The organism is Veillonella parvula (genome assembly GCF_032575955.1).
In the GTDB taxonomy this organism is placed as follows: domain Bacteria; phylum Bacillota; class Negativicutes; order Veillonellales; family Veillonellaceae; genus Veillonella; species Veillonella parvula_J.
The window spans coordinates 146,299-172,845 of record NZ_JAWFXN010000001.1; the positions used below are offsets into that span (position 1 = coordinate 146,299).

Here is a 26,547-nt window from a genome sequence, read left to right on the forward strand (position 1 = left end):
CCAAAGAGATTCAATTGTCGTTTAACAATGTTACTCTTAAAGGAGATGGTTATGGTGATAGACATCAAAGACCGCGTAAAAAATGTGGACCTGCAAGGTAAAATTGTCACTGCTTATGATGCAGCTCAGTTGATTAACCCTAATGATAAAGTTGGTATTTCCGGCTTTACACCATCGGGTTATGCAAAAGTTGTGCCATTGGCATTGGCAGAAAGAATGGAAAAAGAACCATTCAAAATCGATTTGTGGACAGGTGCTTCTGTAGGTGATGAAGCTGATGGTGCGTTAACTCGTGCTAATGGTATTAATCGCCGTTTTCCATATCAAACCAATAAAGATATGAGAAAGGCTTTAAATGGTGGAGATGTTAAATACATCGATATGCATTTAAGCACAATGGCACAAAATATTCGTTATGGATTTTTCGGAGATTTAGATGTAGCAATTATTGAAGTATGTCAAATCAACGAAGATGGTTCTTTAGTACCGACTACCTCTGTTGGCAATTCTCCAACATTTGTTAGTCAAGCTAAAAAGGTTATCGTAGAGGTAAATGTATCTCAACCATTATCCTTAGTTGGTATGCATGATATCTATGAACCGTTGGATCCGCCACATCGTAAACCAATTCCGTTGGAACAGGCCGGCGATCGCATCGGTACAGAAGCAATACCTTGTGATCCTAGCAAAATTATTGCTGTGGTTCCAAGTGATGTACCTGATACAACAAGACCTTTAGCTGCTATTGATGATGATGCAAAGGCAATGAGTCAACATCTTATCAAATTCTTTGAACAAGAAATTGCAGAAGGTCGTTTGCCTAAAAACTTGCTTCCGTTGCAATCCGGCGTAGGTTCTGTAGCAAATGCGGTAATCAGTGGCTTGGCTCAAGGGCCTTTCACAGATTTATCTATTTATACAGAAGTAATTCAAGACGGTATGTTTGACTTGATCGATGCTGGTAAAGTAACTGTATGTTCCGGTACTGCATTGAGTCCTTCTCCAGATGGATTGAAACGTTTCTATGCGAATATTGATGAATATCGTAAAAAAATTATTCTTCGTCCGCAAGAAATTTCCAATAACCCTGGTATTGCTCGTCGTATTGGTGTCATTGCCATGAATACTGCTATCGAATTTGATATTTTTGGCAATGTAAACTCTACTCATATTATGGGTAGCAAAATGATGAATGGTGTTGGTGGTTCTGGTGACTTTGCACGTAGTGCATATCTCACTATCTTCTGTACCAACTCCGTTGCTAAAAATGGCGACATCAGTTCTATCGTTCCATATGTATCCCATGTGGATCATCCAGAACATGACACTATGATTTTCTGTACAGAACAAGGTGTTGCTGACTGTCGTGGTTTGAGCCCAGTGGAAAGAGCTCGTTTGATTATTGAAAAATGTGCTCACCCAGACTACAAACCTATGTTAACTGAATACCTAGAAAAAGCATTAGCTGCAACAAAGGATGCCCATACACCAATGTTGCTTGATGAAGCTCTTTCTTGGCATAAACGCTTCACAGAAACTGGAAGCATGAAAAAATAACCTGTTTTTTTAGGAGGATGATGAAAACATGGCTTACGAAAACTTAAAAGCCCAAATTGCTGAGTACAACAAACTTTGTGACGAAAAATGCGCAAAAACTCCAGAACGTCAAAACTTAAAATACAACCGTGTGTATACACCAGTTGATATTGAAGGCTTTGATTATGAACGCGATTTGGGAATGCCTGGCGAATTCCCTTATACTCGTGGCGTACAACCTACTATGTACCGTGGCCGTTTCTGGACAATGCGTATGTATGCAGGCTTCGCTACAGCTGAAGAATCTAACAAACGTTACCGCTACCTAATCGAATCTGGTGCAACAGGTCTTTCCTGTGCATTTGACTTGCCTACACAAATCGGTTATGACTCTGATGATGTTATGGCTGAAGGCGAAGTTGGTAAAGTAGGCGTTGCTATTGACTCCTTGGCAGATATGGAAATCTTGTTCGAGGGCATCGACCTTGGTAAAGTATCCACATCCATGACAATTAACGCTCCGGCGTCTGTTTTGTTGGCAATGTATATTGCAGTAGCTGAAAAACAAGGCGTACCTTCCACTGAATTGAAAGGTACAATTCAAAATGATATTTTGAAAGAATATGCAGCTCGTGGTACTTACATTTTCCCTCCAAAACCATCCATGCGTTTGATCACTAATATCTTCGAATATTGTTCTCAATACGTTCCTAAATGGAATACTATTTCCATCTCCGGTTACCACATCCGTGAAGCAGGTTCCACGGCAGTGCAAGAAATCGCATTTACAATTGCTAATGGTATCGCATACGTAGAAGCAGCTTTGAAAGCTGGTCTTGATGTTGATACATTCGCTGGTCGTCTTTCCTTCTTCTGGAATGCTCATAATAACGTACTTGAAGAAGTTGCTAAATTCCGCGCATCTCGTCGCTTGTGGGCAACAATCATGAAAGAACGTTTTGGTGCTAAAAAACCAAAATCCATGATGCTTCGTGTACATACTCAAACAGCTGGTTCCATGTTGACTGCACAACAAGTTGATAACAACATCGTTCGTGTTGCTCTTCAAACTGCAGCTGCTGTAATGGGCGGTACTCAATCCTTACATACAAACTCCCGTGACGAAGCTTTGGCTCTTCCTACAGAAGCATCTGTACAAGTAGCCCTTCGTACTCAACAAATCGTGGCTTACGAATCTGGTTTGGCTGACGTAGTTGACCCATTGGGCGGCTCCTACTATGTTGAAGCTATGACTAACGCTATCTATGACGAAGCTATGGCATACATCAAGAAAATTGATGAAATGGGCGGCGCTGTAGTAGCAATCGAAAAAGGCTACATCCAAAAAGAAATTCAAGAATCCGCTTACAAATGGCAAATGGAAGTTGAATCTGGCTTGCGCACAATCGTTGGCGTAAACAAATTCCAAGTTGAAGAAGAAGCTCCAAAAGACTTGCTTCGCGTAGACGCTTCCGTAGGTGTTAACCAATCTAAGAAAACTCAAGCAGTTCGTGCTAACCGCGATCAAGCCGCAGTTGATAAAGCCTTAGCTGATTTGAAAGCTGGTGCAGCTGACGAATCTGTTAACTTGATGCCATTAATTCTTGCAGCAGTTAAAACATATGCTACTTTGGGTGAAATTTGTAATGTATTGCGCGAAGTATTCGGTGAATACGAAGCTCATTCCACATTATAATATCAGCTGATTTCGGAGGTAATATATCATGGCAGAAAAACGTATTAGAGTAATTGTAGCAAAACCAGGTCTTGATGGTCATGACCGTGGTGCAAAAGTAGTAGCACGCGCACTTCGCGATGCTGGTTTCGAAGTAATCTACACTGGTCTTCGTCAAACACCAGAACAAATCGTTGAAGCAGCGCTTTCTGAAGACGTTAATGTAGTTGCATTATCTCTTCTTTCCGGTGCTCACAATACATTGTTCCCTAAAATTGTTGAACTTTTGAAAGAAAAAGGCATGGGGGATGTTCTTGTAATCGGTGGTGGCGTTATTCCTGACGCTGATATCCCTGGCTTGAAAAAAGCTGGCGTAGCGGCAGTATTCACACCTGGCACACCAACTAGCGATATCGTTAACTTTATTAAAGAAAACGTAAAATAATTGCTTGGGCAAAGAGGGGTGCAACTCGAATAGTTGGCTCCCCTCTATTCCCATATTCGAAGATAGGTGGTGAGGCGAATGGATTTAGTTAAAGGCCTTTTTGAAGGTTCTAGACTAGCCTTAGCACGGTCCATAACAGCTGTAGAAAACGAGTATGATAATGCCATCGATATTATGAAGGCAATTTACCCTAAAACGGGGAACGCACGTATTCTCGGTATTACAGGGGCCCCTGGTGCTGGTAAAAGTACTTTGACCGATAAGGTAGTTAAACATTATTTAGATCAAGGTAAAAAAATCGGCATCGTTGCCATCGACCCAACTAGCCCATTCTCTGGAGGTGCTATCTTGGGGGACCGTATTCGAATGAATGATTTAACATTAAATGAAAATGTATTCATTCGAAGCATGGGCACGCGTGGTAGTCTTGGTGGATTATCTAAAAAGACTGCAGACGTTGTAAAACTCATGGATGCCTTTGGCATGGATTTAGTAATTATTGAAACTGTAGGCGTAGGTCAATCTGAAGTAGATATTGTAAAAAATGCTGATACTACATTGGTTGTACTAGTTCCTGGTCTCGGTGATGATATCCAAGCTATCAAGGCGGGTATTCTTGAAATTGGCGATGTATTTGCTATCAACAAAGCGGATCGGGACGGTTGCGATCGTTTGAATGTTGAAATCGAGATGATGCTTGATCTCGATTCTCGCGAAGTCAAATGGAGACCTCCGATTAAGCGTACTGTTGCCAGCAAAGATCAAGGTGTAGATGAACTCATCGAAGCCTTGGATGAACATTTTGAGTATCTTGAAGACTCTGGTGAGTTGGATGCTCGCCGGGCAGAACGTACGCGTGATGAAATCATCGCAATGATTAATGAGCAAATTGGTCGTTATGTGGCGGAAAAAATAGTCACTAGCGATGAATTTAATAGCCAAGTGGCAGCTGTAAATGAACGCATGAGCGATCCATATACAGTTGTTAACGGCGTTATGTCAAATGTGCTAAAGTAGACGGCGACTACATAGCATGAGAGATTTAGCCTTATAAAAGGAGATAATCAAAATGGCTTTTAAAGTATTACAAGTGGACCACATCGGTATTGGTGTTAATGATTTAGCAGCAACTAAAGAATTCTATAAAAATGCATTAGGCATTGAACATCTTCCTGAAGACGAAATCGTAGAAGAACAAAAGGTAAAAGTATCCTTCTTCCCTTGTGGTGATGCTGAACTTGAATTCTTAGAAACTACAACTCCAGATGGCCCTATCGGTAAATTTATCGAAAAAAATGGCGGTCGTGATGGCATCCAACACGTTGCATTGCGCGTTGATAATATTGAAAATGCTATTGCTGATTTGATGGCTAAAGGCGTTCGTATGATTGACGAAAAACCTCGTTATGGTGCAGGCGGCTCCTCAATTGCTTTCTTACATCCAAAAGCAACTGGCGGTGTTTTGCTTGAATTATGTCAACGTATGAAATAATACAGTATCCAATTCACATCATTATATATGAGTTGTAGATATACATATACATATAATCCTACGTTATATATTAAATATGTATGCTTCTTGAACTTTATTCATTTATGAAATAAAATGATACTGTAACAAGTTTTATTTGGAGGTGCTATAATGGCAACAGTGCAGGAAAAAATCGAGTTATTGCACGAAAAACTAGCTAAAGTTAAAGCTGGTGGCGGTGAAAAACGCGTTGAGAAACAACATGCTCAAGGTAAAATGACTGCTCGCGAACGCTTGGCTAAATTGTTCGATGATAATTCCTTCGTTGAACTTGATCAATTCGTTAAACATCGTTGTGTTAACTTCGGTCAAGAAAAGAAAGAATTACCAGGCGAAGGTGTAGTAACAGGTTATGGTACTATCGACGGTCGTTTAGTATATGCATTCGCACAAGATTTCACTGTAGAAGGTGGTTCTCTTGGTGAAATGCATGCTGCTAAAATCGTTAAAGTACAACGTTTAGCAATGAAAATGGGTGCTCCTATTGTTGGTATCAACGATTCCGGCGGTGCTCGTATTCAAGAAGCAGTAGATGCCCTTGCTGGTTACGGTAAAATTTTCTTTGAAAATACAAATGCATCTGGTGTTATTCCACAAATTTCCGTAATCATGGGCCCATGTGCGGGCGGTGCTGTATATTCTCCAGCATTGACTGACTTCATCTACATGGTTAAAAATACTTCTCAAATGTTCATCACTGGTCCTGCAGTAATCAAATCTGTAACTGGTGAAGAAGTAACCGCTGAAGATCTTGGTGGTGCAATGGCTCACAACTCCGTGTCTGGTGTTGCTCACTTTGCAGCTGAAAATGAAGATGATTGTATCGCTCAAATTCGTTACTTATTAGGCTTCTTGCCATCCAACAATATGGAAGATGCTCCATTGGTAGATACTGGTGACGATCCAACTCGTGAGGATGAAAGCTTGAATAGCTTGTTGCCAGATAACAGTAACATGCCTTACGACATGAAAGATGTTATCGCAGCTACTGTAGATAATGGCGAATACTATGAAGTACAACCATTCTATGCTACTAATATCATTACTTGCTTCGCTCGTTTTGATGGTCAATCCGTTGGTATCATTGCTAACCAACCAAAAGTAATGGCTGGTTGCTTGGACATTAACGCTTCTGACAAATCTTCCCGTTTCATCCGTTTCTGTGATGCTTTCAATATTCCAATCGTTAACTTCGTTGACGTTCCTGGTTTCTTGCCTGGCACAAATCAAGAATGGGGCGGTATCATTCGTCATGGTGCTAAAATGTTATATGCTTACTCTGAAGCTACAGTACCAAAAATTACTGTCATCACTCGTAAAGCATATGGCGGTTCCTACCTCGCTATGTGTTCCCAAGATTTAGGCGCAGACCAAGTATATGCTTGGCCTACATCCGAAATCGCTGTAATGGGTCCTGCTGGTGCAGCTAATATTATCTTCAAGAAAGACGAAGATAAAGATGCTAAAACAGCTAAATATGTAGAAGAGTTTGCGACTCCTTACAAAGCTGCAGAACGTGGCTTCGTAGATGTTGTAATCGAACCTAAACAAACTCGTCCAGCAGTTATCAACGCTTTGGCTATGCTTGCAAGCAAACGCGAAAACCGTGCTCCAAAGAAACATGGTAATATTCCATTATAATTCGATTCGGTAAACATATCATCGAATTTGGGAGATACCTTTCTTTACTACTTTTTTAGAAAGGGGAATGATTATGGAAGGACAAGCAGTTACTACCAATCCTTGGTTAATCATGGCCATTAATATGACAGTTGTATTTGTTGTGTTGATTCTTTTAGGTATTTTGATGACAATCGTTCATTTGATTGACCCTACTAAGAAGAAAAAAGACGTACCACCAAGTGCACCTGTTGTGGCTCCCGCAGCTACACCGGTGGCTGCACCAAATGCATCTGCTCAAAATGAAGGTGAAGTAGTAGCAGCTATCGTAGGTGCCATTGTGGCGATGGGGTACTCATCTGAACAAATTGCATCTATTCGACCTACAGCAACCAGTGCTAAATGGCGCTTGGAAGGTCGCTTAAGCGGTAGAGGTTAAAATATTTTTAGGAGGCATTTGTAATGAGCAATGCTACAACAACTAACGGTAAAGCTCCATCTCAAGATGTAGTAGCAGTAATCGTTGGTGCATTAGCGGCAATGGGTTATTCCGCTGATCAAATCGCGCATATCCGTCCAATCGTAAGCTACAATTGGAAAATGGAAGGCCGTTTGCGTGGTAATCGATAAGATAATTGGCTAATTTGATAATCCATGGGATTATTCAATTTATATGTGTAAAAATATTTATAAGTTTTGTGTAGAAACTACACATTTTGGAGGAATTTAAGATGAAAAAATTCAACGTTACAGTAAATGGTACAGCATATGATGTAGAAGTTAATGAAGTGAAAGCAGCGGCTCCTGCAGCAGCTCCTAAAGCAGCTCCAGCAGCAGCTCCAGCTCCTAAAGCAGCTCCTGCACCAGCTCCTGCTGCAGCAGCAGCTCCAGTTCCAGCAGGTGCTGAAACTGTAAAAGCTCCAATGCCTGGTAAAATCTTATCTGTAGCAGTATCTGCTGGTCAAGCAGTTAAAAAAGGCGAAACTTTGTTGATCCTTGAAGCTATGAAAATGCAAAATGAAATCGCAGCTCCACATGATGCTGTAGTTTCCGAAGTTCGCGTATCTGCTAACCAAACTGTATCCACTGGTGACGACATGGTTGTTCTTGGCTAATACCAAGTGTTGTATGACGTGGCTGCGCCACGTCATCTAACAATTTTATATTTGTGAAAGGGGAACGCATATGGAGGCTTTTGCTGTTGCGATTCAATCCGTTATTACAGATAGCGGGTTCCTCGCATTTACAACAGGCAATGCTATTATGATTCTTGTAGGTTTGATCCTATTGTATTTGGCATTTGCTAAAGAGTTTGAACCTTTATTGTTGGGTCCGATTGCGTTTGGTTGTATACTTGCTAATATTCCTCGTAATGGTTTCGAAGAAGGCGTTATGGCACTTATTAGCGCAGGTATCTCCCAAGAAATCTTCCCACCTTTAATTTTCCTAGGTGTAGGTGCAATGACTGACTTTGGTCCACTCATTGCTAATCCTAAAACATTGCTTTTAGGCGCTGCCGCTCAAATCGGCGTATTCGTTGCTTTAGGTGGCGCAATGATGCTTGGCTTCACAGCTCAAGAAGCAGCTGCTATCGGTATCATCGGTGGTGCTGACGGCCCTACATCCATTTACTTAGCTACTAAACTAGCTCCTCATTTATTAGGTGCTATCGCGGTTGCCGCATATTCCTATATGTCCTTGGTACCATTGATTCAACCGCCTGTAATGAAATTATTCACTACGCAAAAAGAACGCGAAATTGTTATGGAGCAATTGCGTGAAGTTACACGTTTTGAAAAAATCGTGTTCCCAATTGTTGCAACGATCTTCATTTCCTTATTGCTTCCTTCCATTACATCCCTTTTAGGTATGTTGATGTTAGGTAACTTGTTCCGTGAATCTGGCGTAACTGAACGTTTGTCCGATACTTCTCAAAATGCGTTAATCAATACTGTTACAATCTTCTTGGCAACTGGTACTGGTTTAACAATGAGTGCGGAACATTTCTTAAGCGTACAAACAATTCTTATTATCTGCTTAGGCTTAGTTGCATTTATCGGTGGTACTGCTGGTGGCGTATTATTCGGTAAATTGATGAGCTTAGTAGATGGTGGTAAAACAAATCCACTTATTGGTTCTGCCGGTGTATCCGCGGTTCCAATGGCGGCTCGCGTATCTCAAGTAGTAGGTGCGAAAGCTAACCCAGCTAACTTCTTGCTCATGCATGCTATGGGTCCTAACGTAGCTGGCGTTATCGGTACAGCAGTAGCTGCAGGTACAATGCTTGCTATGTTGTCTAACCACTAATAATTTAATAATTATTCACCCAGGTGTACCTAAATAGGTACACCTATTGGTGAATCAAAAAGCCCTTGGTCATTATGTAATCATACATAAAAAGGGAATATTTGCAATAAATGCTTTTCAGATCGGTCATTAGGTGATTAGCAAGATTTCACAGAATAACCTTCTAGTGCTTTATATATAGTAGAGGTGGTCACTTGTTATCAATTGAATTAAAAATACTGATTTGTTTTATATGGGCATTTATTGTTTTTTTTATTACAGCGCTGATTATCGGTAATAAAGGCAAAGCTAAGTGGTTTCAACAAAGAACAAAATATTCTTGGTTTAATCGTCGAGGATTTTTAGGTGAAACTTTATTATTTGGGTATCCTAAAACAAGAGAGGGATATGGGATTACTTTTTTGATGGCTTCTGCCATTGGTATCGTAGGTTATATTTTATACCTATTATAACTATATCAGTGCATTTCTCTGAAGGGAGATGATGATGTATGGGTACTGCAGAACAAACCTTAATCGTCCTTGCAGTCATGGCTGTTTTATTCGTTACGGAAATTATTCCTCTAGCTATTACTTCTTTAGGCGGCGCAATTACATTAGGCCTTATGGGTATTATTACTCCTAAGGTTGTATTCTCTGGTTTATCTGATAGTACAGTTGTGTTGTTTGCAGGCATGTTCGTTGTTGGTGCTGCATTATTCTACACTGGTTTGGCTCAAAAAATTGGGGAAACCGTAGTATCTCATGCAGGGACTAGCGAAAATGGCTTGATGCTTGCGATTATGCTCGTAACAGCTACCATGTCCGCATTCTTATCTAATACTGGTACAACAGCTGCGTTACTTCCTGTGGTTGTTGGTATCTGTGCTGTTGCTAAGATTCCTGCATCTCGCCAATTAATGCCTTTAGCATTTGCTGCAGGTATCGGTGGTATCATTACAATGGTTGGTACACCACCTAATATCATTGTAAGTGGTACATTATCTAAATTTGGCATTGAACCATTTGGTTTCTTTGAATTTGCTTGGATTGGTATTCCTTTGACTGTTGCTACTATCGTATTCATGATGCTCGTTGGTAAACATCTATTACCTAAACATGAAATTACTGATGCTGGTGATGTTGAACAAGAAGTAGCTGCTGAAGATATTTCTAACGATCCTAAGAAACAATTATACTCTGGTCTTATTCTTTTAGGTGTAATCATTGCTATGATTTTAGGGGATCCTCTAAAAACATATTTTGGTATTAATTTACCATTGAGCATGGTTGCAGTTATTGGCGCAATGCTTTGCGTATTAACTGGTTGCTTGAACGAAAAACAAGCTTACACATCTATTGACTGGGTAACAATCTTCTTATTCGCTGGTATGATGCCAGTGGCAACTGCACTTGACCAATCTGGTGCAGGTAAAATGATTGCTGATGCAGTAATCGGTGTTATGGGGTCTGATCCTAGCCCTTACTTTGCAACAGCAGTATTATTTGCATTGTCTTGTATCATGACTCAATTCATGTCTAACACTGCATCTTGTGCATTATTGGCACCTATCGGTATCTCCATTGCTCAAGGTATGGGCGCTGACCCTCATGCAGTATTGATGGCTATCGGCGTTGCTGCATCTTGTGCATTCGGTACACCTGTAGGTACACCTCCAAATACACTAGTACTTGGTCCTGGTCAATACAAATTTACAGATTATGTAAAAGCCGGCGTTCCATTGATTTTAGTTTGCTTCGTAGTAAGCTTAATTATCATTCCAATGGTATGGCCATTCTTCCCTGGTAAATAATAGGGAATAGGTTACTCTACTATACAAGCACACACGAGGTCGAATCGTAAGATTCGGCCTCGTTTTTTATGATTTTAGTCTATATGATTTTAATATAGATTACATATAAGTGTAATCAAAAGCAATATGAATTAAACTAATTTGCATGATTAATTTTACACAATTGACTACATCGAAAAAAATATGATATAGTATATTGTGTAAGATATAATAATGTAATGTTGAATAAGGAGGTCATCTATGACAAAAGAAAGATTTAACATGTTAGTTGGTTCTATTGGTGCATTTATTGGTGTATTTGTATTTTTAGCCTATATCCCACAAATAATTGCTAATCTTCATGGTCAACCTAGTCAACCATGGCAACCATTATTTGCAGCAGTATCCTGTTTGATCTGGGTATTATATGGTTGGACAAAATCACCTAAACGTGATTATATTTTAATCGTACCAAACCTTGCAGGCGTTATTTTAGGTACACTAACATTCTTAACATCTTTCTAAGTGCTATAAGAAAAAAATAGTATTATTGTTATATAGTGAATAATAGTAAAGATATTACTTTACTTTATAAATATAAATGAGGTCGAATCGTATGATTCGGCCTTTTTTAGAGTGAAGTTTATATGTTAGATTAAAATATAGATAAGCGTTAAATCTGTTGTAATAAAAAAATAGTTTTTATGATAATAAATATTGATAATTGAATTCCTAGTATAATAGTACGTATTTTAATTGAAATGATAATTAGTGCATTCTCAATTATTGATTATTAAACTCAATTACATAAATGAAAAGAAATATCAAAATACATATAAATATAGGCTTTTTATGATAAAAAGGAACAATTATTATGCAAAATATTATATAATTTTTTATCATTTTCATTTGACTTTCAATTTGAACTGTGTGATAATGAGAACATAAGTTGAGGCAAGTGCCTTTCTAAATGATAATAAAAAGTTCTGATTTATATTTTGATGGAGGTCCTAATTATGAGAGTTATTGCTGATGGTTGCATTAAATGTGGTTCTTGCGCATCTGTTTGCCCAGTTTCCTGCATTACTGAAGGCGAAACTAAATACGAAATTGGCGATGCTTGCATCGATTGCGGTTCTTGCGAATCCGTTTGCCCAGTTTCTGTAATTTCCGCTGAGTAATCACAAATAAAACACGCCCCTCATTGAGGGGCTTTTTATTTTGCCTAAATTTGCGTAACTTAGTATAATAGGACTATTAAGAATTATATTATAGTAAGGGAGTTAATCTTGTTTTATACAGTACTTATCATTTGGTTATTATTGGACCAATTAACTAAATATTATGTAATGAATCATTTTTTGTTAGGTGAATCTTTACCTGTTATTCCTAATGTATTTCATCTTACCTATATTATCAATCGCGGTGCAGCCTTTGGCATGTTAGCGAATCAACGATGGTTTTTTTTACTAGTAGCTTTTATTCTATTAGCTGTTTGTGCTTTTTATTGGAAGCGATTAGCTAAGGGCCATTGGACTTTGCAAATCGGATCCGCCTTATTAGTCGCAGGTGCAATTGGTAATGGCATTGACCGATACATGATTCATGGGGTAGTGGACTTTTTTGATTTTCGTGTATGGCCTATTTTTAATGTGGCAGATATTGGTATTTGTATAGGTGTAGCTTTTGTTGTATTTTATTTGTTTTCATTGAAAGAGGACCATGAATAACTTTCATCATTAGGACCCTTTATAAATCATTGACTTGATTCGTCAATAAATATATATCTTATACTTGACTCAAAGAGGAATAGAGGATGAATGAATATATTGTAAGTGCTGAGCAAGAAGGCATGAGACTAGATGTATTTTTAACTGAACAGATGGAAGGATCTCGTAGCTATATTCAAAGTTTAATTAAAGGTGGTCATGTTACAGTAGGTGATAAAGTAGGGAAGGCTAATCTTCGGCTTACACCTGATACCGTAATTCATGTAGAAATCCCAGAGCCTGAATCGATTGAGGTTAAACCTGAGGATATCCCTTTAGATTATTTATACGAAGATCACGATATTGTTATTGTTAATAAACCTCGTGGCATGGTGGTGCACCCTGCAGTAGGAAATTATTCTGGAACCCTTGTAAATGCTCTATTATTCCATTGTAAGGACCTATCAGGCATTAATGGTGAAATTAGGCCAGGTATTGTGCATCGCTTAGATAAAGATACGTCTGGCGTTATGATGGTGGCAAAAAATGATGCAGCGCATATTGGTTTAGCAGAACAAGTAAAAGCACATTCTGCAAGACGTACGTACTGGGCGCTAGTACAAGGCAATATTGTAGAAGAAAAGGGGACTATAAAGGCGCCTATTGGACGCCATCCTAAGGACCGTATGAAAATGGCTGTTGTCTTTGAAAACAGTAAAGATGCAGTAACACATTTTAAAGTATTGGAGCGTTATGGTCATCAAACATTGGTTGAATGTAATTTGGAGACTGGCAGAACCCATCAAATTCGTGTTCACTTTGCTCATATTGGACATCCTGTTGTTAATGACCCATTTTATGGATATAGACGTATGGATTTTCCTATAGAAGGGCAAGCATTACATTCTAAATCGTTAGATGTTAAACACCCTATTACAGGTGAAGAAATGCACTTTGAAGCACCGGTACCAGCTGATTTTGAGGCGTGCTTAGAATTTGCTAAGACCTACCGTGAAGATAAACGAAAATAGTCTAAATGTTTACATTGATTGTTTAAGTACTTATTTTTACTACTTATTTGGATATAGGGGCATAGAACAATCCTATGCTGTAAGGGCGTATATATGGAAAAGAAACGCTTATTAATGGATCAAGACGCTATAATGCGTGCGATTCGTCGTATTAGTCATGAAATTTTAGAACGCAATAAAGGTTTATCTAATGCGTTAATTGTAGGTATTGAACGGCGTGGTGTCATTTTGGCAAAACGTTTACAAGCGGAAATTGAGCGTATAGAAGGTATTCATATTGATTGTGAGTCTTTGAATGTTGCAGTGTATCGTGATGATCGTGATGCTCGTCCTAAAGAGGGGGAACCGTGTACGATTGATACAACGGAAAAGACAATTATCCTTGTAGATGATGTTTTGTATACGGGCCGTACTATTCGTGCTGCTTTAAATGCATTAATGACGGCTGGCAGACCAAGATCTATTCAATTGGCCGTCCTCGTCGATCGTGGTCATCGTGAATTGCCTATACGAGCGGACTATGTAGGTAAAAATATTCCTACATCACATCTTGAAAGTGTACGCGTTGCCGTCGCTGATCTGGATGGTGAAGAAGGGGTTACAATACAGGAATAATCTGTATTGTAACCCCTTCTTCTTTTTGAGTATTACTATATAATAAGATGATTAACTTAATAAAATTAAATTATTTGACTCTTATATTTATGTGCAGAATGTTTCTACCAGATTGTAGTTCTGCTTATTTTATGTATTGTGGCGTATAGGTGTAGTCCATATGACCCATTCGTTTAACTTCATTATGTAAGCATAAGGCTTGTATATCTGTAGCTAATGTATCAATTTGATGCATCGTTTGTCCCAACGTATTTAATTCATTAGGTGCTTTGGCCCATTTTTGAATAAGTGGTATTTCAAAATCATTTCGAAGCCATTGACGACCTCTATCGTTGAAGGCCAGTAAACGAGCATATTGTGGCGATTCCTGTATAGCACTTTGTAGTAAATCTTTTTGTATTCTTAAGGTGAGATAGGCTCCCATTCGTTGTAAACGGGCATAGGTATAGCGCTTTGATTTTATTTGCTTCATAGCCAAGTTCCACGTAGGTTGTTGGGCCGCTTTGGACCATAAGTGTTCAATGCCTTCGTTGAACTCTCCAAAGCTTTCTAGCTCCTTAGTTGAAGTACGACGACTTAAAGTATGGACCATATCATAGTAGCGGTTATAGTTTACATAAGCACCATTAGAAATTATATTAGTCATATCATCTGCAATAGTCTTAGGAACGATACGGTTTATATTACAATTGTTACTACCTGTAGCCATATCTGTTATGAGTTTACGCAATGCTGTACCAGAAGGGAAATCTTTTGTAATATTCGCTTCGTGATGATTTGATATGCGTAAGATTGGCATGTATTTTAAGGTAGGATGATAGTTAAGTCCTGCCCGAATATATTCAAGTCCTAATAGTGCATTGGGGGTGTTTAGTATCTCTGTATCGAGGGCTTTACGAAAGGCAGAGCCATAGGACATGCCTTCGTTAATATAGGTGCGTAATACTGCTTGAGTACTTTCACAATCCATACGTTTAGCTATATCTACGAGTGTATCTAGATCAGCCGTTTCAGAACCAAAGGAGAGTGCATCGATATGTAAAGCTTTTACCATACGAATAGCACCTGTTCCAAAGAGTTGTGCGCTACCCAAAGAATAGAGTGTAGGTAGCTCGATAACGATGTCTGCACCACCGAGAATAGCCCAACGAGCACGATCAAATTTAGAAAAAATAGCAGGTTCTCCTCGTTGTACAAAGGAACCACTCATGATACAAATGCGCAGCGCCTCAGGATGCTCTTGTGCTAAGGTATGTAATTGATGCGCATGTCCATTGTGAAATGGATTATATTCACAGATGATACCGATTGTTTTCATAGTGGCTCCTTTCATTATTGTTAGTGTAACAAAGCGAAGAAATGCTGTAAATAACATTTCATGATATCTATATAAAAGGCCTGGTTATAGAAATGATGTTATGTGCAAATATTAAGTTTAGTATAGATTTTCTTGACACTATAGGCTATAATTAACTGTAAATGCTGAATTGATGTGAGGTATATGATGAAACAAAATTGGAAACGTACATTACAAGGGGCTCTGCTCGGTGCTGTGCTGCTAGCAATGGCGGGATGTGGCTCTACAAATGTAATGGATACATATAGTTTTGGCCATCAAGTTATCCGTGCTGGTCAATCTGAAATTACCATTGCTTTGCCTTATGAAATGGGTAAAAGTACAAAAAATATGTCTGATAAGGGGTATCCAATTGATATTTATGGATCTGTTACAGAACATATGGTAATTGAGGTTGAGGCTTTACGGCCTGGTGAAAATAAACCTTTACCTACGGTAGATGAGTATATTAATCACAGTAAGTCTGAATTTGCTAAAGTAGGCGCGACCATCAAAGAAGAGTCCGTAGCATTAGAAGGTGCATCTGCTAAAAAGCTTGATGTTACTGTTACATCACAAGGACAAATATTTAGAATTTCTCAATACGTATTCTTAGATCATGGCGTATTGTGGAATATAGTCTACCAATATCCTGAAAAGGATCAGGTAGGTGCTGATATCAGCAAAGAAATTCAAAACAAGATTCAAGTTACACAACAGAAAGAGGGTTAATCGATGAACGTATTAGTAGTTAACTGCGGTAGTTCTTCCTTGAAGTATCAATTACTTGATATGACAACTGAAACAGAATTGGCAAAAGGTCTTTTTGAAAAGATTGGTGATCAAGATGCTATCTTCACTCACAAACGTCCTAATGCAGATAAATTAGAACGCGTTGAACCAATTTTGAACCATAAAGAAGCGCTTCGCATTTTGCTAGATATTTTAGTTGATGCTGAATTTGGTGTTATTTCCTCTATGGATGAAATCGATGCTGTAGGTCACCGTGTAGTACACGGCGGTGAAAAATTTGCTGATTCCGTATTGATTACTCCAGCAGTTATGGAAGCATTGGAAGAATGTGCTTCTCTTGCACCATTGCATAACCCACCAAACATTCAAGGTATTGAAGCTTGTGAAGCTATTATGCCAAATGTACCTCAAGTTGCTGTATTTGATACTGCATTCCATCAAACTATGCCAAAAGAAGCATATATGTATGCGCTTCCTTACTCTTATTATGAAGATTATGGTATTCGTCGTTACGGCTTCCATGGTACATCCCATAAATATGTAGCGCAACGTTGTGCAGAATTAATGGGTAAACATATGACTGATCTTCGTATCATCACATGCCACTTGGGTAATGGTTCCTCTGTGGCTGCTATTAAAGGTGGTCGCTCCATCGATACTACAATGGGCTTTACTCCATTGTCCGGTTTGATCATGGGTACGCGTACAGGTGATATTGACCCTGCTATCGTTCCATTCTTGATGGAAAAAACAGGTATGACCTATGAAGAAATTGATAGAGTTATGAATAAAGAATCCGGTGTATTAGGGATTTCTGGTGTATCCAATGACTTCCGTGTGATTGAAGAAGCTGCTGCTAATGGCAATAAACGCGCACAATTGGCATTGAACATGTTCCATTACAAAGTTCGTCGTGTAATCGGTGCCTTTGCTGCTGTTATGGGCGGTGTAGATGCTATCATCTTTACTGCTGGTATTGGTGAAAACGGTATTGGTAACCGTGATGCAATCTGTAACGGTTTGGAATACTTAGGTACTCGTATTGATTCTGAACGCAATAATGTTCGTGGTAAAGAACAAGAAATCAGTGTTGAAGGCTCTAAGGTTAAAATCTTCGTAATTCCTACAAACGAAGAAATCATGATTGCTCGTGATACTCAACGTATTACTGCAGCGTTGAAAAAATAATATAGTTCGCATCTGAACTGAGTGACTAATAGAGTCATAAAACCCCGTCTATATCTCGGATATGGACGGGGTTTTTGTAGTTTTTATGCATAGAATATCTTATAATAGGATGTATAGTTATTAATTAGTGATTTCTTTAAAAGGGGTAAAGCATGACAGTATTATATAAAGAAAAATCTCAGCGCACCAGAAGTGCAGAGTTATTGGTAGTATTTTTTGTGATTTTATTGTTGTGTGCAGCAGCTTATACAACGTATCGCAGTATTCAATTACATACGGTTTTATTAGCTGAGTATTTTATTGAAATTATGGCCATCATTGTTATGGTTAAACAGGCTGTTAGTCGATATACATATATTTTGACAGATACAAAGCTTGTGATTGAAGAGCACTCTATCTTTAGAAATCGCCATTTTGAAGTAGATTATAACATGATTGATGGGGTGTTCAAGTTTGAACGTGAGTTGTTGACAAATATTAAATACCGCTATAAATATAGAAAATGTTCTACCTCTGACCCGCGCCCGATTTGGTCTCTTGTGTATTCTATTGTAGATGGAAATAAAGTTAAAAATGGTCGTTTGCTGTTGAAAGCCGACGATAGATTCTTTGAAATATTAGAAGAGCATGTGCCTGGCCGTATTCGTGTGCCTCAAGCGGATATCGTATTTTATGCAGCGGTGCGAGCTGATGCGGTAAAACATGGAGAAGATGTACAAGAATATTATGAAAGATTAATTTCTTCAGAAGAAGATAAAGGAACAACTATGTAAAGGATGGTAAGTTCTGGGGGATAGGCAGGATAGTTTGGTTATACCAAGAATTTTATGTACAAGTTTTTTAATACGAAGGAGCGTATATGGCTGGATTATATTTGGCGAGTCAATCACCACGTAGAACTGAATTATTAACACAGGTTGGGATTGATCATACTGTTGTATCCAGTACTTATGAGGAATCTAATGAGGGTTACGACAACCCTATTGAAATGGTGAAAGCCCAAGCATTAGGTAAGGCTCGTTGTGCTGTAGGTGTTCCTGATAGAAGTATTGTGTTAGGCGCAGATACTATTGTTGTCCTTGATAATAAAGTATTAGGAAAGCCACATGATGAATCCGATGCACGCCATATGTTGGAGCATTTATCGGGTAGAGCACATTCTGTAATCACTGGAGTCGCGTTACTCATCAAAGGGGAGGAGATAGTTTTTCACAATGAAACAAAAGTATATTTTAAACAATTAGCACCCTTTGAAATTGAGTCTTATATTGCTAGTGGGGAACCGATGGATAAGGCTGGAGCTTATGGCATCCAAGGAAAAGGTGCATTATGGGTAGATAAAATAGAGGGCTCTTATACTAATGTGGTAGGGTTACCAGTTGAACATGTATACGAGGAACTGTGCAAGGCGTTAGGGGCAAAATAGTACTAGCGTATTAGACAGATAGTGATATAATTGGCTGTGCTGTGCTGTGCTGTGCTGTGCTGTGCTGTGCTGTGCTGTGCTGTGCTGTGCTGTGCTGAATAATTTTTAAGAGAGTAGATGTGTTTATTGTTTGATTTACAAATGGTGTTATCTATTTGAATGGAGAGATTCTATGGAAGTACCAACAGTAAGTGTAAAAGATATGCTACCATTCCAGCGCCCGCGAGAAAAATTTCTCGCCTTAGGCCCTTCACATATGGCAATGGAGGAGTTGTTGGCTATTTTATTGCGTACAGGGGTAAAGGGGCAATCTGCGATTTCTTTGGCAAGTGATATCGTACAATCCTTTGATGATGGCGTATATGGTCTTAACCGAATGACCGTAGATAATCTAACCAAAATCAAGGGTATTGGTAGAGATAAAGCAGTGACGCTATGCGCAGCACTTGAAATGGGTAGGCGTCTAGGGGAGCTTAAGATTAAAGAGACTTATGAAGATTTTTCGCAACCTTTTGTAATAGCTCAATATGTGATGGAACGACTGCGGCACGAAGATGTGGAACATGTGTGGGCTGCCATGCTAACATCTCGAAATAAGCTTATTCAGTTGGAGCATATCTCTAATGGTGGATTGGTATCAAGCCTTGTAGAGCAAAGAGCAGTATTTAAAAAAGCTATAGCATGCAATGCGGCGGCTATTATTCTAATCCATAACCACCCGTCAGGTGATAGTAGACCAAGTGATGAAGATATACGGCTAACGAAAATGTTTGTTAGTGCTGGTCAATTTATGGGGATTCCTGTACTTGATCATATTGTTATAGGGGATAATGAATTTACGAGCCTCAGCGAAATTGGTAAATTGAGCTGAGCCTAAATAAACTGAACAAAGCCAAGTAAGATTATTAAAAGCACTCATTTTGAACTATACCTAATTTTGACGCATGGGTAAGTTCCTATAAATGAGTGCTTTTCCTTATTGTGTATGAGATTATATGTATGAAGTTATGTAATTTTTATGTATGACTTATGAGTACAGGGATTATGCGTTATCTGTGCTTTTAACAAAAGGAAAGGTACTGATATCAATGGAAAAAGTCGCGTTATATATGGTAAAATGGAATGATGATGTAATGAAGGAGAAATTACTATGAGTTCCATTTTACCTACTCTAGGAAAAGATGTAAGTATAGATATTGGTTCCATACAAACGCGCCTCATGGGGGGGACGCGAGGGACTGTTATAAGCGAACCATCGATTATAGCAACTGATACAAAACAAGAAAAAGTAGTAGCCGTTGGTGATGAAGCGGCGCGCCTCGTATTGCGCATGCCCGATATGTGGCGTCCGTTAACGCCTTTAAAGGATGGATTTATCGTTGACTATCGTGTTATGCATACTATGCTTAGCTACTTTCTTAATAAGGTGTCTAATGCGTTGCGTCGAGCCCGCGTTGTCGTAGGGGTTCCTTGTGGCATGACCGATGTTGAGCAACGAGCTATGATGGATGCTGTTATTCAAGCTGGTGCTCGAGAGGTATTCCTCATTGAACGACCTGTGGCGGCTGCTATTGGTTGTGGTGTGCCTATCTTTGAAGCGCAAGGATCTATGGTTATTGATATCGGTGGTGGCACTATTGATATGGGGATTGTTTCTTTAGGTGGTATCGTAGATAGCAAAACAATTCGTTTTGGTGGTTCTGATATTAATAATGCCTTATTGCGCTATGTGCGTGAGTGTTTTGGCGTTATCGTATCTGATGAGACCATATTAGATATTAAGCATACATTAGGTACAGCTATCGCTCCTTTAGAGGATGCAGAGTATGCCTTTCAGGGGCGCGATATGATGAACGGCTTAGGTAGACGTTGTGTGATTCATCAATCTGAAGTGTACCAAGTTGTAAATGAATGTTTGATAGGACTCTTGGATGAGGTTAAGCAAATGATTCGTGCTACGGCACCAGAAATCGTGGCTGATATTATGCAACATGGCATATGGCTTACTGGCGGTACAGCAAGACTATCTGGATTAGCGGATCGGATTGGTACTGAAGTAGGTGTACCTGTTCACGTTCCTGAAGCACCTGAAACAAAAGTTGTGGTAGGCCTTAATGGGGCCTCATCTGATTTGGTGAGCTTATCGCGTTTTATTGTAAATTCTAAGAATAGAAAGGGCCGAGACTAGCATGATACAGTCAGATAAAAAGTTAATTATCATCGTTGTCATTGGTTGTATCCTAATGGCATTGCTCGGCTTTGCGTGGAAGCAACGGACTAGTATTCCCTTTGTTACGGTTACCCTTGAAGGAATTACAACGCCTTTCTCTTATGGGTCAGCTCGTTTATTAGAGGGCGTCCAAACTAGCTTTACAGTACTTAATAATGCTATTTTCTCTACTATCGAACGCGAAGAGGAAGCATCTCGTAAAGCTACATTGGAACAAAAGGTAGTTAACTACGATGAAGTAGTGGCAGAGAATATTCGCCTTCGTCAGCTTTTAAACTATAAGAGTAGCCATCCAGAATTCTCCATGACCTTAGCAGGTATCATTACAAAGGATTACGGTACTTGGACAAATACTTTCACCATTGATAAAGGGAGTGAAGAAGGTATGGCAGTTAATATGGCTGTTGTTGTACCTAGTGGTGTCGTTGGTTTTATTACAGATGTATATCCGCATTCTGCTCGCGTTCAAACCATTCTTGATCCGCGTAGCGCAATAGGTATCCTTGTACAACGACCTGAATCTCGTTTGTCTGGCGTTGTAAAAGGTAATGGCAATACACCTCGTACACCATCTATGGTAAATATTGCTCGCGATGGTGATGTATTGGTAGGTGATAAGTTGATTACCTCTGGATATGGCGGAATTTATCCGAAAGGTTTACCTGTTGGCAACGTGCAATCTATCGAAAATGATTCGGAAGGATTTGTTAAAAATGCGGTAGTCACACCGAGTGTAGATTTTCATCGTTTAGAAGAAGTTTTTGTGCTTACCTCGTCTTCTCTAAGCGCACCACAAAAACCAGAACTTGAGCCTAAACTTGTGCCTCAAACACAACGAGATCAAGTAGAGGGTGCAAAGGGGGCCGTTAAACAATGATGCGTCTAGCTTTAGCTCTCTCTGGATTTTTAATATATTTTATACAAGTGCAATTATTGCCTACTATTTTCCATACAAATTGGTTACCAAACTTAATTTTGACGATAATTGTTATGATTACTTTATTTAAAGGTCGTCGTATGGGGCTGATATCCGCTGTTGTTGGGGGTATCGTACATGATGTATTGATATCTAACTTTTTTGGGCTCCATCTATTCCCTTACGTAATTGTGGTATACCTACTATCTGCCGTAAAGCATCGTATCTATGAAGAACGCTGGTATTGGTCTAGTGGTATAGTAGCTATTTGTACGCTGCTAGATGGCGTTATTCGTAGCTTTATGATATTAGCTAGTGGTGGCGATTTGCACTTTGGACTATACTTGTGGCATATGGTATTACCCGTGATGTTCTGGAATGGCTTGTTAGGCGCTATTGTGCATGGTTTGTTATGGCGTAAAGATGATGAACAACAAGGTTATATTTGGTAAGGATTAAGGGGGTGAAAGAGTGCTTGAAGGCCTCTATAAACGAAGAAAAACGAATCGCTTTGATGTACTCTTTTACATTGTAGCCGGCATATTTATAGTCTTGGCATTACGCCTGATGTCGTTGCAAATCTTGTCTGGTGGTTATTACCAAGCTAAGGCAGAAGGCAACCGTTTGCGCATGGTATCCATGACAGCTGCTCGTGGTATTATGTACGATCGAAATGGTCAGATCTTAGTAGGTTCTAGACCGGCATACACTATCTCCATTTTGCCTACGGGGAAGGCTCTAGACGAAGGTGAAGTTGCTAAGTTGGCAACTTTGCTGAAAATTAAACCAGAAGATATTACAAAAAAGGTAAATGATCATAAATATGGTTATGAGCCAATTCGTATTGCTAATGATATTTCTATGGACGTAGTTACAAGCATCGAAGAGCATCGTCATGAATTACCAGGTGTTACCATAGATGTAGAACCACTTCGCTATTATCCATATGAAACGATGGCTTCTCAGCTCTTTGGGTATGTGGGTGAAGTGAGCGAAGAAGAATTAGAAGAGCTAAAACAGCAAGATCCAAATACCCTTATTAGTGGTGGTACTATTTTAGGCCGTTCTGGTCTTGAAAAACTATATGATTCCATCTTGCGTGGCACTGATGGTGGTAAACAGGTAGAGGTTGATGCTACAGGCCGACCGGTTGCGGAGGTAGATAGAAAGCATACAGTGCCTGGATCTAATATCCATTTGACAATAGATGCAAATCTACAAAAGGCTGCTGAAGAAGCTGTTAAGAACCAATTAGAACAGTTGCGTGCCCAAGGCATTCCAGCTCAAGGAGCTGCTGTAGTAGCAATGGATCCAAATACGGGTGCCATTTTGGCCATGGTCAGCGCCCCTGAGTTTAACCCTAATTGGTTTGCGAAGGGGATTACAACGGCACAGTGGAATCAATTGAATAACGATAAGAATCATCCATTTGATAATAAGGTTATTTCTGGTGAATATCCACCAGGTTCTCCGTTCAAGATTATTACAGGTACGGCGGCTTTAGATCTTAAAAAGGTTAGCCCTGAAGAAATGATTTTTGATAGTGGTAAACATTGGCTTATCGATAAACGAAATGCAGAAGGTGAAGCATTAGGGTGGCTTAACTTTAATAAAGCTCTTGCAAAATCAGATAATGTTTACTTCTATGAAATGGGCAATCGCGTTGGCATAGAAGGACTTGTAAAATATGCTGGCTACTTTGGTATTGGCGAAAAGACAGGCATCAATCTTGTTGGTGAGGCCTCTGGTAATATGGCAAGTCCTGCTTATAAACGCAAAGTGTATGATGAAGATTGGTATTTAGGTGAAACCTTTGATGCGGCCATAGGTCAGTCTTTTACTTTGGTGACACCATTACAAATGGCTGTTATGCTCAGTGAAGTAGCAAATGGTGGCATTAAATACCGCCCATATGTAGTGAGCCGTATTGATAATAAGGATGGCACGCCAAAAGAAATCTTTGGCCCAGACAAGCTCGGTATCTTACCTGTACCAAAAAATATTATGGATCTTGTTCGTGAAGGCTTGCGTGATGTTACTAATGAAGGTGGTACAGCAGGGGAGTTGTTTAAAGGATTCCCTATTGATGTAGCTGGTAAAACAGGTACTTCAGAGAATGCACATGGCAGAGATCACGGCTGGTTTGTAGCCTATGCACCATATGATAAGCCACAAATTGTAGTGGTTGCACTTGTTGAGCAAGGTAGCTTTGGTGCGGGCTCTGCAGGGCCTATCGTACGAGATATATTGGCTGCGTACTTCAATGTACCAGTGAATAAGAAATCTAATGATACAAATAGTAAGAGCAATAAGGAAACTGCTACGGGGACAAGTATTAATAAAGGGCAAAAACCTCAGAATGCGGTAACTAGTGGACAACCAAGAAAGGATTAGTATGGGCGAGATAATCGGCGTTGTATCCGGTAAGGGGGGCGTAGGTAAGACTACGATTACCGCTTGCTTGGGTTCAGCCTTAAGCAATGTAGGGCATCGCGTATTGCTCTGTGATGGAGATTTTGGATTGCGCGATTTAGACCTTGTGTTAGGAGTGGCAAATGAAATTATTTACGACGCATTAGATGCGAGCGAAGATAAAGACTATATGGATGATGCCATCGTATCAATTGATGAAAACTTAGATTTCCTACCAGCTAGCCAAAGCGCTCGTTGGGAAGATATAGGTCGTAAAAAATATAAAAAATTAGTCCGTCGCCTCTCTGAGACATATGACTATATTTTAATTGATGCTCCTGCTGGTATTGGTAAGGGCATAGAGTCTATTTTAGAATTAGTAAATCGCTGCATCGTGGTGACGCATCCTTTATGGGTATCCTTGCGTAATGGGGCACGCATGATTCAAGTATGTCAAGAACATAATATTCGTGATTATGCTATTGCTTTTAATGCAGTACCTATCGATGGAGAGGATATCCATTTATATGATATGTTAGAAGTCCTTCGCGCTGAATATGTAGGGGCTATAATTCCTTATGATGAGGATATTTTGACCTATACACAAGATGGTCGTTTGTTAGAATTTGTTTCTAGTGAACTAAAAGCTATGTTAGCACCTCTTGTTGATTATGTAACTACCGGTGAGTGTTGGGAAGACTACGATGTACAAAAGCACTTCGATGCTTATGTAACTAAGAAAAAAACATCGAAGGAGCAAGATAGTACACCAAGTCTTGCAACAGTAGGTGAGTCTATTTTTGAGGATTCTAACAATGTTCATTACATTAATCGTGGCGGTTGGACCACGCAACGCTTATTGGTGCAAGGGAAACAAAGCTTGTGGCGCCGTAGCAAGTTGAAATAGGTGATATGATGTGGCGTAAAATATGGACAGATAGCGATTGGACTATCATCATATGTACTATATTACTTGTCGGAATTGGTCTTACAGCTATTGGTAGTGCTACCCATGTGAATCATGAAGCTATCGGTTTTGGTAGTTTAGTGGTAAAACAACTCGTATTCTTTTTAGCAAATATAGCTGTCGTTATAGGCATGCAATTTCTAGATTACCATCGCCTTAAAGGGTGGGGGAATATGATTTATGTGATTACCATGCTTATGTTAATTGCAGTCATGGTAGTTGGTACCTCCGCACTAGGTGCACAGCGTTGGATTCAACTGGGGCCAATTACTATCCAGCCTTCAGAGTTTTCTAAACTATTGATGATTATCTGTATGGCTAAAATGTTAGAACCGCGCATTGGCAAGTTAGATACTTTTAAATCCCTATTGATGCCAGTGTTATATGTAGGGATTCCTATCCTTCTCGTATTCTTACAACCTGACTTGGGGACATCCCTCGTATATATTGCTATATTTGTAGGGATGCTCTTTATATCTGGTATCAAAACAAAGCTTATAAAAATCATTGCGAGCGTGACTTTACTCTTGATGCCTTTGGGCTGGTTTGTACTGAAAGAATACCAAAAGCAACGTATTCTAGTATTTTTAAATCCAGATATTGATCCCTTCGGTTCTGGCTATCATATCATTCAATCTAAGATTGCCATCGGGTCGGGTATGATTTTTGGTAAAGGTATCTTTAATGGTACTCAAAGTCAGTTGAACTTTTTACCAGAAAATCATACGGACTTTATCTTTTCTGTAATCGGCGAAGAATTTGGCTTTGTAGGATGCATTGTAGTATTGCTATTATTGTTTATGCTTATTTATCGCAGTATTCAAGTAGCATATACCTGCAATGATAATTTTGGTATGTTATTAGCAACGGGTATTGGTACGATGTTTGCCTTTGAAGTGCTCGTAAACGTAGGAATGACGATTGGTATCATGCCTGTAACGGGGATTCCGTTGCCTTTCCTTAGCTATGGTGTTAGTGCGCTAACAACTAATATGCTGAGCATTGGCATTTTATTAAATATTGCTAGACAGCGGACAAAATATATATTTTAATATCCTTTCATAGGATTGATTGTGAAA

General features: G+C 39.3%; 29 protein-coding genes. 28 read left to right on the plus strand and 1 reads right to left on the minus strand.

Translation table 11 applies throughout. The features are described 5' to 3' along the window. Positions 1-51 precede the first annotated feature (51 nt). The 17 genes from E7L28_RS00640 to pyrR all read left to right on the plus strand — a co-directional run bounded on the left by E7L28_RS00640 (position 52) and on the right by pyrR (position 14,240). Entirely contained in the window at positions 52-1,557 is a 1,506-nt protein-coding gene (locus E7L28_RS00640) for an acetyl-CoA hydrolase/transferase family protein (RefSeq protein WP_101928845.1), read from the plus strand. A 28-nt stretch (positions 1,558-1,585) separates the two neighbouring features. Continuing rightward, on the plus strand, positions 1,586-3,232 hold the full coding sequence (locus tag E7L28_RS00645; protein WP_024062000.1) for an acyl-CoA mutase large subunit family protein: 1,647 nt from the start codon (positions 1,586-1,588) through the stop codon (positions 3,230-3,232). Between the two features lie 28 nt (positions 3,233-3,260). After that, positions 3,261-3,656, plus strand: a complete 396-nt coding sequence (locus E7L28_RS00650) for a cobalamin B12-binding domain-containing protein (protein ID WP_004696492.1) — start codon at positions 3,261-3,263, stop codon at positions 3,654-3,656. 78 nt (positions 3,657-3,734) lie between these two features. After that, on the plus strand, positions 3,735-4,673 hold the full coding sequence (gene meaB, locus E7L28_RS00655) for a methylmalonyl Co-A mutase-associated GTPase MeaB (RefSeq protein ID WP_024061999.1): 939 nt from the start codon (positions 3,735-3,737) through the stop codon (positions 4,671-4,673). Positions 4,674-4,725: 52 nt separating this feature from the next. After that, complete coding sequence (gene mce / locus E7L28_RS00660; RefSeq protein ID WP_004696488.1) at positions 4,726-5,148, plus strand: methylmalonyl-CoA epimerase; 423 nt, start codon at positions 4,726-4,728, stop codon at positions 5,146-5,148. A gap of 150 nt (positions 5,149-5,298) precedes the next feature. Further along, positions 5,299-6,828 carry a methylmalonyl-CoA decarboxylase subunit alpha gene (mmdA, locus tag E7L28_RS00665; protein ID WP_004696486.1) on the plus strand — a complete coding sequence of 510 codons (1,530 nt, stop codon included), beginning with the start codon at positions 5,299-5,301 and terminating at the stop codon, positions 6,826-6,828. Between the two features lie 73 nt (positions 6,829-6,901). Beyond that, entirely contained in the window at positions 6,902-7,246 is a 345-nt protein-coding gene (gene mmdD, locus E7L28_RS00670) for a methylmalonyl-CoA decarboxylase subunit delta (RefSeq protein ID WP_021148364.1), read from the plus strand. Positions 7,247-7,269: 23 nt separating this feature from the next. Further along, on the plus strand, positions 7,270-7,437 hold the full coding sequence (gene mmdE / locus E7L28_RS00675; RefSeq protein WP_004696483.1) for a methylmalonyl-CoA decarboxylase subunit epsilon: 168 nt from the start codon (positions 7,270-7,272) through the stop codon (positions 7,435-7,437). 101 nt (positions 7,438-7,538) lie between these two features. After that, positions 7,539-7,922 carry a methylmalonyl-CoA decarboxylase subunit gamma gene (gene mmdC, locus E7L28_RS00680; RefSeq protein WP_008601436.1) on the plus strand — a complete coding sequence of 128 codons (384 nt, stop codon included), beginning with the start codon at positions 7,539-7,541 and terminating at the stop codon, positions 7,920-7,922. 70 nt (positions 7,923-7,992) lie between these two features. Next, on the plus strand, positions 7,993-9,114 hold the full coding sequence (gene mmdB, locus E7L28_RS00685; protein WP_008601435.1) for a methylmalonyl-CoA decarboxylase subunit beta: 1,122 nt from the start codon (positions 7,993-7,995) through the stop codon (positions 9,112-9,114). A gap of 194 nt (positions 9,115-9,308) precedes the next feature. Further along, entirely contained in the window at positions 9,309-9,566 is a 258-nt protein-coding gene (locus E7L28_RS00690) for a hypothetical protein (RefSeq protein ID WP_008601433.1), read from the plus strand. A 38-nt stretch (positions 9,567-9,604) separates the two neighbouring features. Further along, positions 9,605-10,906, plus strand: a complete 1,302-nt coding sequence (locus E7L28_RS00695) for an SLC13 family permease (protein ID WP_021148363.1) — start codon at positions 9,605-9,607, stop codon at positions 10,904-10,906. A 240-nt stretch (positions 10,907-11,146) separates the two neighbouring features. After that, positions 11,147-11,410 (plus strand): SemiSWEET family transporter, encoded by a 264-nt coding sequence (locus E7L28_RS00700; protein WP_004696474.1) that lies wholly within the window; start codon positions 11,147-11,149, stop codon positions 11,408-11,410. A 491-nt stretch (positions 11,411-11,901) separates the two neighbouring features. Continuing rightward, complete coding sequence (locus E7L28_RS00705; protein ID WP_004696472.1) at positions 11,902-12,066, plus strand: DUF362 domain-containing protein; 165 nt, start codon at positions 11,902-11,904, stop codon at positions 12,064-12,066. A gap of 108 nt (positions 12,067-12,174) precedes the next feature. Then, complete coding sequence (gene lspA / locus E7L28_RS00710; RefSeq protein ID WP_021148362.1) at positions 12,175-12,615, plus strand: signal peptidase II; 441 nt, start codon at positions 12,175-12,177, stop codon at positions 12,613-12,615. Between the two features lie 86 nt (positions 12,616-12,701). Then, positions 12,702-13,625, plus strand: coding sequence for an RluA family pseudouridine synthase (locus E7L28_RS00715; protein ID WP_021148361.1), 924 nt, complete (start codon positions 12,702-12,704; stop codon positions 13,623-13,625). Between the two features lie 93 nt (positions 13,626-13,718). Continuing rightward, positions 13,719-14,240, plus strand: a complete 522-nt coding sequence (gene pyrR, locus E7L28_RS00720; RefSeq protein WP_004696466.1) for a bifunctional pyr operon transcriptional regulator/uracil phosphoribosyltransferase PyrR — start codon at positions 13,719-13,721, stop codon at positions 14,238-14,240. 124 nt (positions 14,241-14,364) lie between these two features. Here pyrR and E7L28_RS00725 read toward each other — a convergent pair whose 3' ends face one another. Beyond that, positions 14,365-15,558 carry a tRNA(Met) cytidine acetate ligase gene (locus tag E7L28_RS00725; RefSeq protein WP_316692095.1) on the minus strand — a complete coding sequence of 398 codons (1,194 nt, stop codon included), beginning with the start codon at positions 15,556-15,558 and terminating at the stop codon, positions 14,365-14,367. Between the two features lie 186 nt (positions 15,559-15,744). Between E7L28_RS00725 and E7L28_RS00730 the strand changes: the two genes are divergently transcribed. From E7L28_RS00730 to rodA, 11 genes are all read left to right on the plus strand, one after another. Further along, positions 15,745-16,308 (plus strand): hypothetical protein, encoded by a 564-nt coding sequence (locus E7L28_RS00730; protein ID WP_004696462.1) that lies wholly within the window; start codon positions 15,745-15,747, stop codon positions 16,306-16,308. A 3-nt stretch (positions 16,309-16,311) separates the two neighbouring features. Then, on the plus strand, positions 16,312-17,517 hold the full coding sequence (locus tag E7L28_RS00735; RefSeq protein ID WP_021148357.1) for an acetate/propionate family kinase: 1,206 nt from the start codon (positions 16,312-16,314) through the stop codon (positions 17,515-17,517). A gap of 152 nt (positions 17,518-17,669) precedes the next feature. After that, positions 17,670-18,290, plus strand: a complete 621-nt coding sequence (locus E7L28_RS00740; protein ID WP_008714287.1) for a hypothetical protein — start codon at positions 17,670-17,672, stop codon at positions 18,288-18,290. 86 nt (positions 18,291-18,376) lie between these two features. After that, positions 18,377-18,943, plus strand: a complete 567-nt coding sequence (locus E7L28_RS00745) for a Maf family protein (protein ID WP_021148356.1) — start codon at positions 18,377-18,379, stop codon at positions 18,941-18,943. A gap of 172 nt (positions 18,944-19,115) precedes the next feature. Beyond that, on the plus strand, positions 19,116-19,814 hold the full coding sequence (gene radC / locus E7L28_RS00750) for a RadC family protein (RefSeq protein ID WP_004696456.1): 699 nt from the start codon (positions 19,116-19,118) through the stop codon (positions 19,812-19,814). Between the two features lie 279 nt (positions 19,815-20,093). Then, positions 20,094-21,131: a rod shape-determining protein gene (mreB, locus tag E7L28_RS00755; protein WP_004698656.1), complete on the plus strand. Its 1,038-nt coding sequence runs from the start codon at positions 20,094-20,096 to the stop codon at positions 21,129-21,131. Position 21,132: 1 nt separating this feature from the next. After that, positions 21,133-22,050, plus strand: a complete 918-nt coding sequence (mreC, locus tag E7L28_RS00760) for a rod shape-determining protein MreC (RefSeq protein WP_004698531.1) — start codon at positions 21,133-21,135, stop codon at positions 22,048-22,050. Further along, positions 22,047-22,541, plus strand: coding sequence for a rod shape-determining protein MreD (gene mreD, locus E7L28_RS00765; protein WP_021148353.1), 495 nt, complete (start codon positions 22,047-22,049; stop codon positions 22,539-22,541). Before mreC ends, mreD begins: the two co-directional genes overlap by 4 nt. A 19-nt stretch (positions 22,542-22,560) precedes the next feature. After that, positions 22,561-24,483 (plus strand): penicillin-binding protein 2, encoded by a 1,923-nt coding sequence (gene mrdA, locus E7L28_RS00770; RefSeq protein WP_004698712.1) that lies wholly within the window; start codon positions 22,561-22,563, stop codon positions 24,481-24,483. A 1-nt stretch (position 24,484) separates the two neighbouring features. After that, a complete protein-coding gene (locus E7L28_RS00775) occupies positions 24,485-25,408 on the plus strand; it encodes an AAA family ATPase (protein ID WP_004698588.1) in 924 nt (307 codons plus the stop codon). Positions 25,409-25,416: 8 nt separating this feature from the next. Continuing rightward, positions 25,417-26,520, plus strand: coding sequence for a rod shape-determining protein RodA (rodA, locus tag E7L28_RS00780; RefSeq protein WP_004698715.1), 1,104 nt, complete (start codon positions 25,417-25,419; stop codon positions 26,518-26,520). The last annotated feature ends 27 nt before the right edge of the window (positions 26,521-26,547 follow it).

Bases quoted from the DNA above. Each gene is read 5' to 3' on its own strand.
- mmdC (WP_008601436.1), top strand. From the start codon at position 7,539: ATGAAAAAATTCAACGTTACAGTAAATGGTACAGCATATGATGTAGAA.
- mmdD (WP_021148364.1), top strand. From the start codon at position 6,902: ATGGAAGGACAAGCAGTTACTACCAATCCTTGGTTAATCATGGCCATT.
- E7L28_RS00695 (WP_021148363.1), top strand. From the start codon at position 9,605: ATGGGTACTGCAGAACAAACCTTAATCGTCCTTGCAGTCATGGCTGTT.
- meaB (WP_024061999.1), top strand. From the start codon at position 3,735: ATGGATTTAGTTAAAGGCCTTTTTGAAGGTTCTAGACTAGCCTTAGCA.
- mmdB (WP_008601435.1), top strand. From the start codon at position 7,993: ATGGAGGCTTTTGCTGTTGCGATTCAATCCGTTATTACAGATAGCGGG.
- E7L28_RS00735 (WP_021148357.1), top strand. From the start codon at position 16,312: ATGAACGTATTAGTAGTTAACTGCGGTAGTTCTTCCTTGAAGTATCAA.
- mce (WP_004696488.1), top strand. From the start codon at position 4,726: ATGGCTTTTAAAGTATTACAAGTGGACCACATCGGTATTGGTGTTAAT.
- pyrR (WP_004696466.1), top strand. From the start codon at position 13,719: ATGGAAAAGAAACGCTTATTAATGGATCAAGACGCTATAATGCGTGCG.
- E7L28_RS00650 (WP_004696492.1), top strand. From the start codon at position 3,261: ATGGCAGAAAAACGTATTAGAGTAATTGTAGCAAAACCAGGTCTTGAT.
- E7L28_RS00730 (WP_004696462.1), top strand. From the start codon at position 15,745: ATGAAACAAAATTGGAAACGTACATTACAAGGGGCTCTGCTCGGTGCT.
- E7L28_RS00725 (WP_316692095.1), bottom strand. From the start codon at position 15,558: ATGAAAACAATCGGTATCATCTGTGAATATAATCCATTTCACAATGGA.
- E7L28_RS00640 (WP_101928845.1), top strand. From the start codon at position 52: ATGGTGATAGACATCAAAGACCGCGTAAAAAATGTGGACCTGCAAGGT.
- mreB (WP_004698656.1), top strand. From the start codon at position 20,094: ATGAGTTCCATTTTACCTACTCTAGGAAAAGATGTAAGTATAGATATT.
- radC (WP_004696456.1), top strand. From the start codon at position 19,116: ATGGAAGTACCAACAGTAAGTGTAAAAGATATGCTACCATTCCAGCGC.
- E7L28_RS00645 (WP_024062000.1), top strand. From the start codon at position 1,586: ATGGCTTACGAAAACTTAAAAGCCCAAATTGCTGAGTACAACAAACTT.
- E7L28_RS00715 (WP_021148361.1), top strand. From the start codon at position 12,702: ATGAATGAATATATTGTAAGTGCTGAGCAAGAAGGCATGAGACTAGAT.
- E7L28_RS00740 (WP_008714287.1), top strand. From the start codon at position 17,670: ATGACAGTATTATATAAAGAAAAATCTCAGCGCACCAGAAGTGCAGAG.
- mmdE (WP_004696483.1), top strand. From the start codon at position 7,270: ATGAGCAATGCTACAACAACTAACGGTAAAGCTCCATCTCAAGATGTA.
- E7L28_RS00705 (WP_004696472.1), top strand. From the start codon at position 11,902: ATGAGAGTTATTGCTGATGGTTGCATTAAATGTGGTTCTTGCGCATCT.
- mreC (WP_004698531.1), top strand. From the start codon at position 21,133: ATGATACAGTCAGATAAAAAGTTAATTATCATCGTTGTCATTGGTTGT.
- E7L28_RS00700 (WP_004696474.1), top strand. From the start codon at position 11,147: ATGACAAAAGAAAGATTTAACATGTTAGTTGGTTCTATTGGTGCATTT.
- mreD (WP_021148353.1), top strand. From the start codon at position 22,047: ATGATGCGTCTAGCTTTAGCTCTCTCTGGATTTTTAATATATTTTATA.
- mmdA (WP_004696486.1), top strand. From the start codon at position 5,299: ATGGCAACAGTGCAGGAAAAAATCGAGTTATTGCACGAAAAACTAGCT.
- rodA (WP_004698715.1), top strand. From the start codon at position 25,417: ATGTGGCGTAAAATATGGACAGATAGCGATTGGACTATCATCATATGT.
- E7L28_RS00775 (WP_004698588.1), top strand. From the start codon at position 24,485: ATGGGCGAGATAATCGGCGTTGTATCCGGTAAGGGGGGCGTAGGTAAG.
- E7L28_RS00745 (WP_021148356.1), top strand. From the start codon at position 18,377: ATGGCTGGATTATATTTGGCGAGTCAATCACCACGTAGAACTGAATTA.